Below are 14,277 nucleotides of genomic sequence, written 5' to 3' on the forward strand. Positions count from 1 at the left end.
TCATGAACATGATTGTTCCATAATCTATGTTATGTGATCGACATATATAACAGGGGGTGGGTTCTAGCTTGAAGTGCGACTGACCTACGATGGCCATACCGATCTGACCTGCGATATGGGCCTGACACCAACGGCATATCGTTCCCTTCGAAACGCGAGAAACCATCAGTGCTCGTACCCTCACTCACTTCGCCGCGCCGAGATATTTGGCCCTCAGCTTTGCGATCTCCTCGCTTTCATGCAGGCTGATGATGGCTACGCTGGCTGGTTGGACGAGTTCGCTGTGACGCGGAAATGCAAATCCGTATTTGTCCGGGCTGAATGCACCGCCGACAAGATCGAGCGGCTGATCGGTATGCTGATGCATATATTATTCCAGCACGGGACCGTCTGCGACGATTGCCGCTATCTCGTCATTGACGAGCGCGGTAACGGCTTCCGGCAAATGATCGAACGTAACCGTGGCGATGGACCGGGATTTCAGAAACTGTTCTGCAACGCTGCCAGTTCGCACACCAACGGATTTTCTCTGCAGGTCGCTCAGGTTCGATATCCTGTTGTCGATATGCGCCACGGTCATCACGCTAGTGATCGATGATGTGACATAGGCGATAATGGCGATGCCGAAGACCATCCAGAAGGTTTGCCAGATACGCCCAATCCAGCCGAACAGATTTTTGCGTGAGGTTTTGCCGGAAGTGGCAATCGAAACCACATGATGGAAGCTCTCCGCCAGCCCTTCCCGCCACCGTTTCGGAAAGCTTTCATCAAAACGCCTGTCGAACAGCGTCAGAAGCACCGTCGCCGCAAGGAGAATGCCCAAAATCCAGACATAGGTGGTCAGATGGCCAGCGCGGCCGAGGTGTCCGACAAGGTCATCCCAGCCGGTTCCGGCCTGGGTGTGCACCATGATACGCAGACCAGCATCGAACCATGGATAGGTAAAATCGGCGATCTCAGCCCGGCTTTCGGTGATGGTCAGATTGGTAACGGCTGCATCGACTTTGCCCTCGGAAACGGCCCTCATCAACGCGCCGTAGTTTTGAAATTCCACATAATGCGATGCAATATTCAGGCGTTCAGCGATGTTCTGCCAGATGTCGATCGCCATGCCGGAGTAACTATTGCCCTCATTGTTGACGAAAGGTTCGCTGACATAAACGCCAACTTGCACAGGCTTTGGGGCTTGTGTCGGCCCCTGCGCATAAGCAGTTCCGCAAATCGTCACCAGGGACGCAATGAAAGAAAGAATATATATAATTCTATAATATAAATTACGTAATAATAAATTCATATCCGCCACCCCATTATCAATTTAATATGATGGATCGCAATCTATATTGCAAATTTATTTGTATTATTATCAAATCAATATAAGTAATATCTAATTATATTAAGATTATGATCACGAAAAACCGGTTCAGCCCGGCGCTTAAAACGCGACTGGCCGGGCGTTTCATCTCATCTGTGATTGACAAATTCGGCGGTTGATTAAAATCATTCCCTTACTGCTTGCAGCATGAGAATGACTGAAAAGTGTATGGAGCCTCGAACGATCTAAGACCAAAGCAGCATGTATTCGTGTACATGTTGTATGACCCGACGCGGGTTCCAGCGCTCGCGTTCCTGACCGGCATTTGCGGTCATGGCGCATATTGAACGGGCATTCCCGGCCCGCTGGCTGGATGGGATAGAAGGTAGAGTTATAGATGTTGGAAGCACGTATTCGAAACGCTTCGCTGCGAGAAAAGATCATCACGCCGGAGCAGGCGGCCAGCCTCATTAAGGATGGCATGATCGTCGGCATGAGCGGCTTTACCCGCGCCGGTGACGCCAAGGCAGTTCCGGTTGCCATGGCAGCGCGTGCGGCAACCGATCCTTTTCAGATCACGCTGATTACCGGTGCTTCGCTTGGACATGACGTCGACAAGATCCTGACCGAAGCCCATGTGCTTGCGCGTCGTATGCCGTTTCAGGTCGACCGTACCCTGCGTTCCGCGATCAATCGCGGTGAGGTCATGTTCATCGACCAGCATCTGTCTGAGACGGTCGAGCAGTTGCGTTCCAACCAGATCGGTCCGATCGATTATGCTGTTGTCGAGGCGCTGGCGATCACCGAAAGCGGTGGCATCATTCCGACCACGTCGGTCGGCAATTCGGCAAGCTTTGCCATCCTGGCTGAGAAGGTGATCGTCGAGGTCAATCTCAATCAGCCTATGGCGCTTGAAGGCCTGCACGACATCTATATTCCGACGAAGCGCCCTACCCGCGACCCCATCCCGGTCACGGCCTGCGACAGCCGCGTCGGCCTGCCCTATATTCCGATTCCGGTCGAGAAAATTGCCGGTATCGTCATTACGCAGGAAAACGACAGCGCCTCGACGGTCGAACCTGCCGACAGCGAAACCGTTGCCATTGCCACCCACCTGATCAATTTTCTTAAGCAGGAAGTGGAGCATGGCCGTCTCGATCTGACACTGAACCCGCTTCAGGCCGGCATTGGCACCATTGCAAACGCTGTGCTCAACGGTTTTGCCGATAGCCCTTTCCACAATCTGCGTATGTATAGCGAAGTGCTGCAGGACAGCACCTTCGAGCTTTTCGATGCTGGAAAGCTGGACTACGCCTCCGGTGCATCGATCACGCTCAGCCCCGCCGTCGGCGAGCGCGTCTTCAACAATATCGACCGCTATCGCGACAAGCTGATCCTGCGCCCGCAGGAAATCAGCAACCACCCGGAAGTCATTCGCCGCCTCGGCATTATCGGCATCAACACCGCGCTTGAGTTCGATATTTATGGCAATGTGAATTCCACCCATGTCGATGGCACACATATGATGAACGGTATTGGCGGCTCGGGCGATTTTGCGCGCAATGCTTATATCTCGATCTTCGTCAGCAAGTCCGAAGCCAAGAATGGCGCCATTTCATCCATCGTTCCGATGGTCACCCATGTGGACCATACGGAACATGACGTCGATATTCTGGTGACCGAACAGGGCCTTGCCGATTTGCGCGGCCTCGCCCCGCGTGAGCGCGCCCGTGTGATCATCCACAATTGCGCGCATCCGGATTATCGCGACCAGCTCAATGATTATTTCGAGCGCGCCTGCGCGCGTGGCGGCCACACGCCACACCTTCTGGAGGAAGCTTTCAGCTGGCACACACGCCGTCGCGAAAGCGGCACCATGAAGCAGGGATAATATTCTTCTGCGGGTGGCGGGAGTTCAAATCCAGCCACCCTTCGCCCTTCCCGCTCGCAGTTCCAGCGGAACTTTCTCCACGTCGAAACGTTATCCGGCATATCGTTTTCCAACGGGAAACGAGAATGCTGCGAAAGGACTTGGGCTCTTGCACCAGCCTTTTCGCTTAACGTTCAGTCTGACGTTCTGGAGGAGCGGCGGTCAGACGGTAAGAACAATGCGCCGTTCCAGTAAGGGTCAGAACAGCTATGTCCATCCTCATCGGCCTTCTGATAACAATTCTTGTTATCTTCCTCGTGCTTTATCTCATCAACATGCTGCCACTGGATGCGAAGGTGAAACAGATCGCTCAAGTTATCGTGATCATCATCGGCATCATCTCGCTGCTGAAATACCTCGCTGTCTTCTGACGACCACCGCCTTACCGGTTCACAACCGGAAATCTCCAAACGTTATGCACTGCCCGGATAAGACGAGTTCTTTCGAAGCGTCCTTGCCATCTGTACGCCTCGGAAGGCTCGTCTTCGTCGCTTGAGCATGGTTCGAAAAGCACGAAGCTGTTTCGGATAAGATGTGCGCAAAAGCCAAAGATTATAGGGATTACGGTGATTCAACTTTCGCTGAAACTGCTCCGGGCGGTTGTTTCCGTCCCTTGCTTATGTTAGCCATTTCAAAGCGAATATATCCTTCGAAAATCCCGATACCTCCCCCGCTCTTGTTGTCTTTTTGCTTGCCCGCACGAGGACAACTAAAACCTTAAATTGTGTCTTTCGGGGTACGCTTCTTGGAAAAGTTGCATCCGGGCTTTTTGGTATCTTTTCCTTACGAGCAGTTGCTCTTATAAGCCGTTCAATCAATTGCTCCCTTAACGTAAGGTTTCGAGTGGCAAACAGATAATCCTGATCCGGGGACGGGGAGTAAGGAAATGAAGGCAGCTTTATGGAAAGCAGGAGTGATAACCCTTTCTGTCGTGCTGTTTTCTGTCACGCTGACCTGGACTGCTGCCGCCCTGTCTGGTGAAAGACCTGGGATTGTGGCGCTGGCGCTCAGCTCTGGAATTCCCTTTGCCACGGCTTTTCCGTCACTCGCTTATATTTTCCGGCAGCATAACAGGCTGAAAGACGCCTATACCCAGCTTGAGAGAGCGCATGTTGAATTGCAGGCGCGCGCGCGCGTCGATCACATGACGGGATTGCTCAATCGCGAAGCGCTTTTCGACGCCATGAAAGTCAGCCGGTCGCGTATTGAAACAGGTGTACTGATGGTGATCGATGCCGACCACTTCAAAGCCATCAACGATACGTTCGGCCACAGCGCCGGCGACCGTGCTTTAAAGCTGATTGCTTTTGCCCTGCAAAACGTGACGCGTAAAGGCGATCTGGTCGGGCGCATCGGCGGCGAGGAATTCTGCGTCTTCCTGCCGGGCGCCAGCAGCGAAACCGGCGTGCGCGTAGCGCAGCGCATCCGCACGGAAGTGGAAGGTACGCCCTTTCACTCGACCGAATATCAGGTCTATCCGCTGACGATCAGCATCGGCGTGGCTTCCGCTCCAAAAACCGAAACCAATTCGCAAGTGATGAGCCGCGCCGACCGCTGCCTGTATATGGCCAAGCAACGCGGACGCAATTGCGTGGTGCTGGATGAAGAAAGCGCTCGACTGGCGAGCGCTTCAGTTGTCTCTATCAACAGTGGTCGCGAAATAGCGCGCAGCTGATATTCGGTGAGCTATTCAACCCAAGGGATAACTTCTTCCTCCGACCAGCCGACCGGAACAAAACCCATCTTCTGATAGAGCTGCAAAGCGCGCGGGCTGTCGAGCGTATTGGTATGGATCGCAATTTTCTGCGGCCCGTGCGCCCAGGCCGCCGAGATTGCTTCACTGAGAAAGAACTTGCCAAGCCCCCGCCCCTGAAAATCGGGCATCAGGCCAAAATAGAGGATTTCTGCCGTTTCCGGCATGGCTGTCAGATCGAGTTCCACAAAACCGGCTGGATTGCCATCGGCATAAAGCACGTGAATTTCACTCGTATCGGCGTGGATAATGTCGGCCACTTCCGCATCGCTCTGCACGCGGCGCATCATCCAGTGATGCTGCCGCCCCACCTGCTCGTAAAGATAGCGATAGAAATGCACCGGCATGCCGCTCGCCCGCATGATGGCGAGCCGCAAACCAGAGGGAACCGGCACGGAAATCGCCGGTCGCGACTGCATTTCCAGATGCGTAATGCGGGCTTTCAGCTTTTCGACCATGATCAGTCGGCTTCGCCCGTCACTACCGGGGTATCCTGCCTGCTACCCCATTCGCTCCAGGAACCGTCATAAAGCCGGTTATCCTTATGGCCGAGCGAGGCCAGCGCCAGCATGATGACCGCCGCCGTGACACCAGAGCCGCAGCTTGTGACGACAGGCTTGGTGAGATCGACGCCAGCCTTGTCGAAAATTGCGCGCAGACTATCCAGATCCTTCAGCTCGCCGTTCTCCGACAGCGTACCGACTGGAACATTACGTGCGCCCGGCATATGACCGGAGCGCATGCCCGCGCGCGGTTCGGCGTCGCGACCGGTAAAACGTCCGGCAGCGCGCGCATCGGCAATCTGAGTACGGCGTTCATCGACGAGTTCCCGCATTTCGGCAAAATCGACGACGCCAGCCGGATCGAAAGCAGGCGTGAACAGCGTCGCCGCAATCTTCGTCGGTTCGTCGGTCACGGGATATCCTGCTGCCTTCCAGCCATCGAAACCGCCATCGAGAACGAAGACGTTTTTAACGCCCATGATGCGGAACATCCACCAGACACGCGGTGCTGCAAACATGCCGGGCCCATCATAGACCACCACGGTTTCATCTGCCATGATGCCCATGGCGCCGACATGCTGCGCGAAGAGTTCGGGCGATGGCAAAGTGTGCGGCAGGCCAGAATCCTTGTCGGCGATCACGTCCTGATCGAAGAACACTGCGCCCGGAATATGCGCCCCATGATACTCTTCAAGGCCATTGCGTCCCGCCGCAGGCAGATACCAGGATGCATCCACAATGGCGATGCCCGGCTTTTCCAGCCGCTCCTTCAACCAGTCACGTGAAACGACAAATGCGCTTTTCTCAGCCATAGTCAAAACTCCTGTATGCTCACGCGTCCGGCAAAGCACCGAAGCGGATACGAAAACGGCGGTTTTCCTTGCCCTTTTTCTCGATCTTGCCGATATGGATTTCGCCCACTTCCTGCGTTTCGGACACATGGGTGCCGCCGCATGGCTGGGAATCCACCGCGCCATTTTCACCAATGGCGACAAGCCGGATGCGTCCGAGCCCGACAGGCGGGCGGACATTCTTCGATTTCACAATATCAGGATTGGCGAGAAATTCTTCATCGCTGATCCAGTTGATCGAAACCGGATCGTTGGCCTTGACCAGTTCCATGATCTTTTCGGTCACGAATTCCTTCGTGTAGGTCGGATCGGGCAGATCGAAATCGACACGGCTTTCATCCTCGCCCACCGCAGCACCGGTGATCGGAAACGGACAGGCGACTGACAACAGATGGCAGGCAGTGTGCATGCGCATCAGCTTATAGCGGCGCGGCCAGTCGATATGCAGGACGAGTGTTTCACCGACTGTCGGCACGGCCTGACCTTCGCCGGGCACGTGGACGATTTCATTCTTGTTTTCGCCGGTAACGGTCGCGGTAATCTCGATCCGCGATCCATCGGCGCGCTCGAAAAAGCCGATATCCCCCGGCTGTCCGCCGGAGGTCGCATAGAAATTCGTCTGGTCGAGAATAATGCCGCCGGTGTCGGTAATGGCGAGAACCTTGCCCTCCGCCGTTGAAAGATAGGAATCTTCACGGAAAAGCGCATCGGTCTCATAGGCCATTGTTTTATTCCTCGAACGGTATGTCTATCTCGGTTTTCGTTTCCAGCCAGCCCGGCACCGGCAGGTTCTTGCCGCGCAGGAAGGATGGATTGAACATTTTCGACTGGTAACGATTACCATAGTCGCAAAGCACCGTCACAATTGTGTGGCCCGGACCGAGATCTTTTGCAAGCCGGATCGCACCGGCGATGTTGATGCCAGAAGAACCGCCAAGGCAAAGCCCCTCATTCTCCACGAGATCGAACACAACGTCGAGCGCGTCGGCATCCGCAACGCGATAGGAGAAATCAGGTGTGAACCCTTCCAGATTGGCCGTGATACGCCCCTGCCCGATGCCTTCGGTGATCGAATCGCCCTCGGCTTTCAATTCGCCGGTCGTGTAATAGGAGTAAAGTGCCGCGCCATAAGGATCGGCGAGCGCGATCTTGATGTCGCGATTGTGTTCCTTCAAACCAAAGGCCGTCCCGACAAGCGTACCGCCCGATCCGACCGCCGCCACGAAACCGTCGACCTTGCCATTGGTATCGCGCCAGATCTCCGGCGCAGTGGTCTCGATATGCGCCTGACGATTGATTGGATTATCGAACTGGTTGGCCCAGATCGCGCCATTCGGTTCGGTTTTGGCGAGCTGTTCGGCCAGCCGCCCCGACAGTCGTACATAATTGTTGGGATTGCGATAAGGCGCTGCCGGAACTTCGATGAGTTCCGCTCCGAGCAGACGCAGCGCATCCTTCTTTTCCTGGCTCTGCGTTTCCGGAATGACGATGACCGTGCGATAGCCGAGCGCCTTGGCAACGAGCGTCAGGCCAATGCCGGTATTGCCTGCCGTGCCCTCAACAATGACACCGCCGGGGCGAAGCAGGCCGCGCTTTTCGGCGTCACGGATAATGTAAAGCGCCGCGCGGTCCTTGACCGACTGTCCCGGATTGAGGAATTCAGCCTTGCCGTAAATCTCGCAACCGGTGATTTCGGAAGCCTTCTTGAGACGAATCAATGGCGTGTTACCGATTGCGTCTAGAACCGATTGGAGCATAGCTTCCATCCTTCATCTTGGGCCGAATTGTTTGCCCGGAAAGTATGAGGAACTGCCCTGCCCTTCAAGGAAGGATGGAATAATTTTCCACACCAACTGGCAAACTCAATCCACAAAAGGCCATCCCAAAAGAAAAAGCCGCCCGAAATGGGCGGCTTTTGTAAAAGATGTTCCGAAAGACGGTTACGCAGCGCGCTGACCACCGCCGCCATTGCCTGTGCGGCGCTTGCGGCGGAATGGGCGCTTTGCCTTCGGTGCAGCTTCGCCAGTCGCATTGGCATGACCACCTGCGGAAGCGTGGTTGCCCCCACGATGTTCGCCCGGCTTCTGCGCTGGGCGACGATGCTGCTGCGGCGACGGGCCCTTGCGGTGCTGCGTCTTCTGCGGTTTGTCTTCGCCCACAATCGAAATGCGCGGCGCTGCCGTTGGCGCCGGAGCAAGCTTGACCGGAGCCTCCTTGATCGGAAGCTTGGTGCGGGTCACACGTTCTACTGCACGCAGCTTCGAATCCTCGGTCGCCTGATCGTACAGGGTGATCGAAGCGCCGCTTGCGCCATTGCGCCCGGTGCGACCGATACGATGCACGTAAGTTTCCGGCTCGTCAGGAAGGTCGTAGTTGACGACATGGCTGATGCCGGGAACATCAATACCGCGCGCGGCGATGTCGGTCGCAACCAGAATGCGTAATGTGCCATCGCGGAAACCGTTCAGCGCGCGCTGGCGGGCATTCTGCGACTTGTTGCCGTGAATGGCCGCAACGTCGAACTTGTCGCGCTCAAGGTGGCGCACAACCGCATCCGCACCATGCTTGGTGCGGGTGAAGACGATGACCGAGCGCATGTTCTTGTCGGCCAGCAGAGCCGACAGAAGACGGCGCTTTTCCTTGGTCGGCACAGGATGCACAACCTGGGTGATTTCGGCAGCCGTCGTGCCCTGCGGCGCAACTTCCACACGAACCGGATCACGAAGCAGGCTACCCGCAAGCGCCGCGATTTCCTTCGGCATGGTTGCCGAAAAAAGCGCGGTCTGGCGGTCGGCATGAGTTGCCTTGGCAATACGCTTCACATCGTTGATGAAGCCCATATCGAGCATGCGATCGGCTTCATCGAGCACCAGCCAGCGGGTCTGCGAAAGGTCAACCAGACCTTCGCGCATCAGATCCGTCAGACGGCCCGGCGTTGCGATCAGCACGTCAATGCCGGGCGCGATACGCTTGATCTGCGTCAGCTTCGATACGCCACCGAGCACGAGCGCAGTCGAGATATGCGCACTCTTGGAAACATTGCGGATCGTCTGTTCAATCTGGACGGCCAGCTCGCGGGTCGGTGCGAGGACAAGCGCACGCGCCGTCTTCGGGCGGCGCTTATCGCCCAGACCGATGATCTTTTGCAGGATCGGCAGGCTGAAAGCCGCGGTCTTGCCCGAGCCGGTCTGCGCAATGCCGAGAATGTCCTTGCCTTCCAGCTGCGGCGGGATGGCCTGCGTCTGGATCGGCTTCGGTTCGGTCATGCCAGCAGCTTCGACACCTTTAAGCAAAACGCCGGTGACGCCAAGAGCGGCAAAGCCGCTCGTATTTTCATTTGTCAATTCAATCTCTTTCGGCGGCACCGCACATCTGCGATCCGCTTTCAATGCCGGGAAAGCGCAACTTGCCCGAGCCAAATCTGTTTTTATGATAACGACGGGACGCCGGGAAAACCCCTGGCGACTTGCGCAGCCGTGCCCGAGCAAATCTCAGGTCCCCTCCGTTTCCAGACCATTCCGGAAGACAAAGGTGTGACGCAACAAGTCCAATGCCGGGAAAGCCGACAACTAACGTCGGCCCATGCGCCTGCCGCCCATATGGGGTGGTTTGAGCAAAAAAGCAAATGATTTCGTTTTCGCGTCTGATCCAAAAGCCATCATGCCGGTCTGCAAATGGCAATTTCTGCGCTTCCGGTGCTCACGTACGTTCAAGTACGCTGCGCTCCGGTTCTCGAAATCACCATTTTCGCCATGGCCTGTCGCCTTTTTGATTCAGACGCTTAGCTCCGGTTCAAATGATGAAATCAGCTAGAACCTGATTATCCGTAATGTCCTGATAAGCCCAACCGGCTTCACCGAATTTCTTTTCCAGGAGCTTGAAATTCGCGGCATCCTTCGTTTCGATGCCGATCAGCACCGAGCCGAAATTGCGCGCCGATTTCTTCAGATATTCGAAGCGGGCAATATCATCTTCCGGCCCCAGCAGATCGAGGAACGAGCGCAATGCGCCCGGACGCTGCGGGAAGCGGAAAATGAAGTATTTCTTCAAACCTTCAAAGCGAAGCGCCCTTTCGCGCACATCCGGCAGGCGTTCGAAATCAAAATTCCCGCCCGAAACGACAATCACGATGCGCTTGCCCTTGATTTCGCTTTTCTTGAAATCCTTCAGCGCGTCTATGCCCAAAGCGCCCGCTGGCTCCAGCACCACGCCCTCAATATTGAGCATTTCAATGATGGTCGCGCAGAGACGGTTTTCCGGAACCGTTATGACAGACTTTGCGTCGAAGCCTTTGAGAAGCTTGAAGTTTTCTTTGCCGATCTCGGCAACCGCCGCCCCGTCAACAAAATTATCGACATGGGCAAGCTTGATGCGCTTGCCGGCCTCAAGGCTGCCTTTCAGGCTTGCGGCGCCCTTCGGTTCGACAAAGCGAAACGCGGTTTTCCAGCCGAGATCGGAAATATACTGCGTCACGCCACCGGAAAGCCCGCCGCCGCCCACCGGCAGCAGAACCAGATCGGGCTTTTTGCCCTCCGGTAGCTGCCTTTCGATTTCCAAAGCGACGGTTGCCTGTCCTTCCACGATACCCGGATGGTCGAATGGCGGCACCATGACACCGTTGTTGCTGGCCGCAAATTCCTGCGAAGCGGCATAACAAACGTCGAAAATATCGCCGACCAGCTTGATTTCAATGAATTCAGCACCGAAAGCGCGGGTCTTGTCGATTTTCTGCTGCGGCGTGGTCACCGGCATGAAAACAACACCCTTGCGACCGAAATGGCGGCAAACGAAAGCGAAACCCTGCGCGTGATTGCCTGCCGAAGCGCAGACGAACACCGCGTTCTCATCAGTCGTTTTCACTGCCTTGGAAATGAAATTGAAAGCGCCACGAATCTTGTAGGAGCGCACCGGCGTCAGATCTTCGCGCTTCAACCAAATCTCCGCACCATATTTGCGGGAGAGATAATCGTTGAGCTGCAATTGTGTCTCGGGGAAAAGCGCACGCATTGCCTTTTCGGCCTGAGCCACGGATTTGACGAAGGCGGTCATACTTAAACTTTCTTCATTCCTACTCGATAGGGCTTATCGCTATACGGGTTTGCCCATGCAAACAAGGATGAAGCTATAAGCTTGGATGCAACTGCAATAATTAAAGCGATGGCGTCTCTTTTCTATTTTAGAACATGCAGATATTCGGAAATTCGCTGTTATTGCTGACAAGCTTTCTGTCTTGAAATCATCGCGCAAATCATGACATAGAAATCCAGTCGCTGCGGTCGTGGCGAAATTGGTATACGCAACGGACTTAAAATCCGTCGCCTTTTAGGCTTGCGGGTTCAAGTCCCGCCGACCGCACCACAATTTTTCATACGCAAAAGCCGCCGTGTTTTCTCGGCGGCTTTTGTTTTAATCAGATATCTCAGCCGTGCAGCTTGGCGGTGATTTCTGCAACACGCTTGCCCTGAAAACGCGCGCCTTCCAGTTCCTGTTCGGATGGTTGGCGCGAGCCGTCGCCATCTGCCGTCGTCGTCATGCCATAGGGCGCCCCGCCGCGCACGACATCATTGCCCATCTGCCCCTGATAGGCATAGGAAAGCGGCACGATGATCATGCCATGATGCTGCAACTGCCACTGCGCCGAAATCAGCGCGAGTTCCGCGCCGCCATGTTGCGTCGCCGTTGAAACCATCACCGAGCCAACCTTGTTGAGCAGCGCGCCCTTTGCCCACAGACCACCGGTCTGATCGAGAAAATTCTTCATCTGCGAGGCCATCATGCCATAGCGGGTCGCCGTGCCCAATATAATGGCGTCATATTCGACCAGATCGTTCGGCGATGCGATGGGTGCGTCCTGATCGACCTTGTAATGCGAGGCCTTGGCGACTTCGAGCGGCACCAGTTCGGGCACCCGCTTGATCGTGACCTCTGCGCCGCCTTCGCGCGCACCTTCTGCCGCAGCCTTGGCCATCTGCTCCATATGTCCATAGGACGAATAGTACAGCACCAGAACCTTTACCATCTGACGTCTCCGTTTTCGATTTTACGGAACCCCTTTTCCGCATTCACTCAACTAGAGAGCATTTTCATTTTGGAAAGGTGGACCAAGGGAGGAACATTTTGCCTTTTGCGAAAACCGGTTGCGGCTGGGTGCGGCTGAGGCTTAACTGTCGCCAGATTGAAATGGAGTCTGGGTATGACCGACACTTCGCAGCAGGCCGTCAGGGCTGCAATGCTCGCCATTGGCGACGAACTTCTTTCCGGGCGCACCAAGGATAAGAATATCGGGCATCTCGCCGATCTGCTGACGGCTGCGGGCATTGACCTCAAGGAAGTGCGGATCGTGCCGGACGAGGAAGACGCCATCGTTGCCGCCCTCAATGCCCTGCGTTCGAACTATGATTATGTCTTTACGTCTGGCGGCATCGGCCCCACCCATGACGACATCACCGCCGACGCTGTATCGAAAGCCTTTGGCGTGCCCTGCATCTATGATGAAAAAGCCATGAAGCTTCTCGGCGACAATTATGCGCGGCGGGGTCTGGAATTCACCGATTCCCGCAAGCGCATGGCCCGCATGCCAGAGGGTTCGGAACATATCGACAATCCGGTTTCTGCTGCACCGGGCTTTCATATCGGCAATGTTTATGTGATGGCGGGCGTGCCGTCCGTGTTTCAGGCCATGCTCGACAATGTTCTCCCTACGCTGCGGACCGGGCGCAAGCTGTTGTCGCGCGCGGTGCATTGCCCGTTCGGCGAAGGCGTCATCGGCGCGCCACTGGCCGAAATCCAGAAGCAGAACCCTGATACGATCATCGGTTCCTATCCGAAATTCGAAGGCGGGCGCTTCAGCACCGAACTCGTGGTGCGCGGCAGCGATCCGCAAAAGATTGATGCGGCAGTTGTCGAAATTGAAGCCATGATTGCCGGGCTGGTGGCTTCTGGCGCAAGCTGACAACTCTTTATGCCTTGCAACCTTTTGCCTACGCAACGCGTTGCTTTCTATGCTAAAATGGAAACACAGCTGGAAGGAGATCGGTCATGACCTACAAAACGGTGGTTGCCTATTCCCGGAGCGAGGCTGAACTGAAGCGGGTTCTGTCCGCCGTCGCGCTTTTGATGCGAAAAGTGCCCGACCTTCATGTCATCGGCCTCTATTCCATCCCCTCTCCCATCGTCTATGCCGATCCCAACGGCTTTATCGATCCAGGCATGTTCGAGCTGCACGACAAGCAGCACAAGGAACTCTCCGAGCGGCTGAAACACGTCTTTGAAGAAGAAATGCGCCGTCAGGATGCGCATTTCGAATTTCGTATCACCCGCTCGGAAACCGGCACCGCCGCTGATGGCGTGTTGACCTCCTGTCTCGGCGCGGAATTGCTGGTCGCGGGCCAGCCGGACCCCGATGATCCGGCTACCAATGACGAAACCGCCGACACGATTGTCTTCAATGCGAGCTGCCCTGTGCTGCTCGTGCCCTACGCACCCGTCTTGCCGCAATTGTCCCTTGACCGGATCGTCGTTGCCTTCAACGGCAAAAGAGAGGCCGCGCGCGCCGCTTTCGATGCGCTGCCCTTGATGAAACAGGCTGGACGGACGGAAATCGTCTGGGTCGATCCGCCGGAAGCCGAGGGCGAGGACGAAGCGCTCGCCGGAACCGAATTGGCCGAATCCATCGCCCGCCATGGCATTGAGGTCAACGTGACGCCGCTCGCCTCGCATGGGCGCTATGCGCAGGATGCGCTGCGGGAGCACATCGTTGCGGAACGTGCCGATCTGCTCGTCATGGGCGCCTATAGCCATTCGCGCCTGCGCGAGCTTGTTTTCGGTGGAGTGACGCGATCCATGCTGAATGACCTCCCCGTCCTGACACTGTTTTCTCGGTGACATGTCCGCTCATTCAGAGCGGGCAATTATCCCCAATTGGTGGC

At 55.8% G+C, this 14,277-nt stretch carries 14 protein-coding genes and 1 tRNA gene; 6 read left to right on the plus strand and 9 right to left on the minus strand.

Translation table 11 applies throughout. The features are described 5' to 3' along the window. Positions 1–184: 184 nt before the first annotated feature. Entirely contained in the window at positions 185–367 is a 183-nt protein-coding gene (locus ABWW11_RS07030) for a type 2 periplasmic-binding domain-containing protein (protein WP_342210489.1), read from the minus strand. A gap of 3 nt (positions 368–370) precedes the next feature. Beyond that, positions 371–1,228, minus strand: coding sequence for a transporter substrate-binding domain-containing protein (locus ABWW11_RS07035; protein WP_342210490.1), 858 nt, complete (start codon positions 1,226–1,228; stop codon positions 371–373). A gap of 481 nt (positions 1,229–1,709) precedes the next feature. Between ABWW11_RS07035 and scpC the strand changes: the two genes are divergently transcribed. The 3 genes from scpC to ABWW11_RS07050 all read left to right on the plus strand — a co-directional run bounded on the left by scpC (position 1,710) and on the right by ABWW11_RS07050 (position 4,917). Further along, positions 1,710–3,203 (plus strand): succinyl-CoA:acetate CoA-transferase ScpC, encoded by a 1,494-nt coding sequence (gene scpC, locus ABWW11_RS07040; RefSeq protein ID WP_109369090.1) that lies wholly within the window; start codon positions 1,710–1,712, stop codon positions 3,201–3,203. A gap of 248 nt (positions 3,204–3,451) precedes the next feature. Further along, the gene (locus ABWW11_RS07045; protein ID WP_167836030.1) at positions 3,452–3,613 is read left to right on the plus strand and encodes a Thivi_2564 family membrane protein; all 162 of its coding nucleotides are present in this window, start codon (positions 3,452–3,454) and stop codon (positions 3,611–3,613) included. Positions 3,614–4,128: 515 nt separating this feature from the next. Then, on the plus strand, positions 4,129–4,917 hold the full coding sequence (locus ABWW11_RS07050) for a GGDEF domain-containing protein (protein ID WP_109369091.1): 789 nt from the start codon (positions 4,129–4,131) through the stop codon (positions 4,915–4,917). 11 nt (positions 4,918–4,928) lie between these two features. Here the strand turns inward: ABWW11_RS07050 and ABWW11_RS07055 are convergent, their stop codons facing one another. From ABWW11_RS07055 to ilvA, 6 genes are all read right to left on the minus strand, one after another. Next, positions 4,929–5,453 (minus strand): GNAT family N-acetyltransferase, encoded by a 525-nt coding sequence (locus ABWW11_RS07055; RefSeq protein WP_109369092.1) that lies wholly within the window; start codon positions 5,451–5,453, stop codon positions 4,929–4,931. 2 nt (positions 5,454–5,455) lie between these two features. After that, positions 5,456–6,310, minus strand: a complete 855-nt coding sequence (gene sseA / locus ABWW11_RS07060) for a 3-mercaptopyruvate sulfurtransferase (protein WP_109369093.1) — start codon at positions 6,308–6,310, stop codon at positions 5,456–5,458. A 19-nt stretch (positions 6,311–6,329) separates the two neighbouring features. Then, on the minus strand, positions 6,330–7,073 hold the full coding sequence (locus tag ABWW11_RS07065; protein WP_109369094.1) for an alanyl-tRNA editing protein: 744 nt from the start codon (positions 7,071–7,073) through the stop codon (positions 6,330–6,332). Positions 7,074–7,077: 4 nt separating this feature from the next. Beyond that, positions 7,078–8,106 (minus strand): cysteine synthase A, encoded by a 1,029-nt coding sequence (locus tag ABWW11_RS07070; protein WP_109370236.1) that lies wholly within the window; start codon positions 8,104–8,106, stop codon positions 7,078–7,080. Positions 8,107–8,289: 183 nt separating this feature from the next. Continuing rightward, complete coding sequence (locus tag ABWW11_RS07075) at positions 8,290–9,693, minus strand: DEAD/DEAH box helicase (protein WP_371830783.1); 1,404 nt, start codon at positions 9,691–9,693, stop codon at positions 8,290–8,292. Between the two features lie 448 nt (positions 9,694–10,141). After that, positions 10,142–11,398, minus strand: coding sequence for a threonine ammonia-lyase IlvA (ilvA, locus tag ABWW11_RS07080; protein WP_109369096.1), 1,257 nt, complete (start codon positions 11,396–11,398; stop codon positions 10,142–10,144). 223 nt (positions 11,399–11,621) lie between these two features. Between ilvA and ABWW11_RS07085 the strand changes: the two genes are divergently transcribed. Next, a tRNA-Leu gene (locus ABWW11_RS07085) sits at positions 11,622–11,707 on the plus strand. Positions 11,708–11,768: 61 nt separating this feature from the next. Here the strand turns inward: ABWW11_RS07085 and wrbA are convergent. Continuing rightward, on the minus strand, positions 11,769–12,368 hold the full coding sequence (wrbA, locus tag ABWW11_RS07090; RefSeq protein ID WP_109369097.1) for an NAD(P)H:quinone oxidoreductase type IV: 600 nt from the start codon (positions 12,366–12,368) through the stop codon (positions 11,769–11,771). A 174-nt stretch (positions 12,369–12,542) separates the two neighbouring features. Here wrbA and ABWW11_RS07095 point away from each other — a divergent pair, with 174 nt between their 5' ends. Then, on the plus strand, positions 12,543–13,301 hold the full coding sequence (locus ABWW11_RS07095) for a competence/damage-inducible protein A (RefSeq protein WP_109369098.1): 759 nt from the start codon (positions 12,543–12,545) through the stop codon (positions 13,299–13,301). A gap of 86 nt (positions 13,302–13,387) precedes the next feature. Further along, the gene (locus tag ABWW11_RS07100) at positions 13,388–14,233 is read left to right on the plus strand and encodes a universal stress protein (RefSeq protein ID WP_109369099.1); all 846 of its coding nucleotides are present in this window, start codon (positions 13,388–13,390) and stop codon (positions 14,231–14,233) included. The last annotated feature ends 44 nt before the right edge of the window (positions 14,234–14,277 follow it).

The sequence above is a fragment of the Brucella sp. NBRC 113783 genome, assembly GCF_040372265.1.
GTDB classification, from domain to species: domain Bacteria; phylum Pseudomonadota; class Alphaproteobacteria; order Rhizobiales; family Rhizobiaceae; genus Brucella; species Brucella teleogrylli.

What these genes read in the sequence shown, in the direction of transcription:
- ABWW11_RS07070 (WP_109370236.1), bottom strand. Translation starts at nt 8,106, where the DNA reads ATGCTCCAATCGGTTCTAGACGCAATCGGTAACACGCCATTGATTCGT.
- sseA (WP_109369093.1), bottom strand. Translation starts at nt 6,310, where the DNA reads ATGGCTGAGAAAAGCGCATTTGTCGTTTCACGTGACTGGTTGAAGGAG.
- ABWW11_RS07095 (WP_109369098.1), top strand. Translation starts at nt 12,543, where the DNA reads ATGACCGACACTTCGCAGCAGGCCGTCAGGGCTGCAATGCTCGCCATT.
- ilvA (WP_109369096.1), bottom strand. Translation starts at nt 11,398, where the DNA reads ATGACCGCCTTCGTCAAATCCGTGGCTCAGGCCGAAAAGGCAATGCGT.
- scpC (WP_109369090.1), top strand. Translation starts at nt 1,710, where the DNA reads ATGTTGGAAGCACGTATTCGAAACGCTTCGCTGCGAGAAAAGATCATC.
- wrbA (WP_109369097.1), bottom strand. Translation starts at nt 12,368, where the DNA reads ATGGTAAAGGTTCTGGTGCTGTACTATTCGTCCTATGGACATATGGAG.
- ABWW11_RS07100 (WP_109369099.1), top strand. Translation starts at nt 13,388, where the DNA reads ATGACCTACAAAACGGTGGTTGCCTATTCCCGGAGCGAGGCTGAACTG.
- ABWW11_RS07030 (WP_342210489.1), bottom strand. Translation starts at nt 367, where the DNA reads ATGCATCAGCATACCGATCAGCCGCTCGATCTTGTCGGCGGTGCATTC.
- ABWW11_RS07065 (WP_109369094.1), bottom strand. Translation starts at nt 7,073, where the DNA reads ATGGCCTATGAGACCGATGCGCTTTTCCGTGAAGATTCCTATCTTTCA.
- ABWW11_RS07055 (WP_109369092.1), bottom strand. Translation starts at nt 5,453, where the DNA reads ATGGTCGAAAAGCTGAAAGCCCGCATTACGCATCTGGAAATGCAGTCG.
- ABWW11_RS07050 (WP_109369091.1), top strand. Translation starts at nt 4,129, where the DNA reads ATGAAGGCAGCTTTATGGAAAGCAGGAGTGATAACCCTTTCTGTCGTG.
- ABWW11_RS07045 (WP_167836030.1), top strand. Translation starts at nt 3,452, where the DNA reads ATGTCCATCCTCATCGGCCTTCTGATAACAATTCTTGTTATCTTCCTC.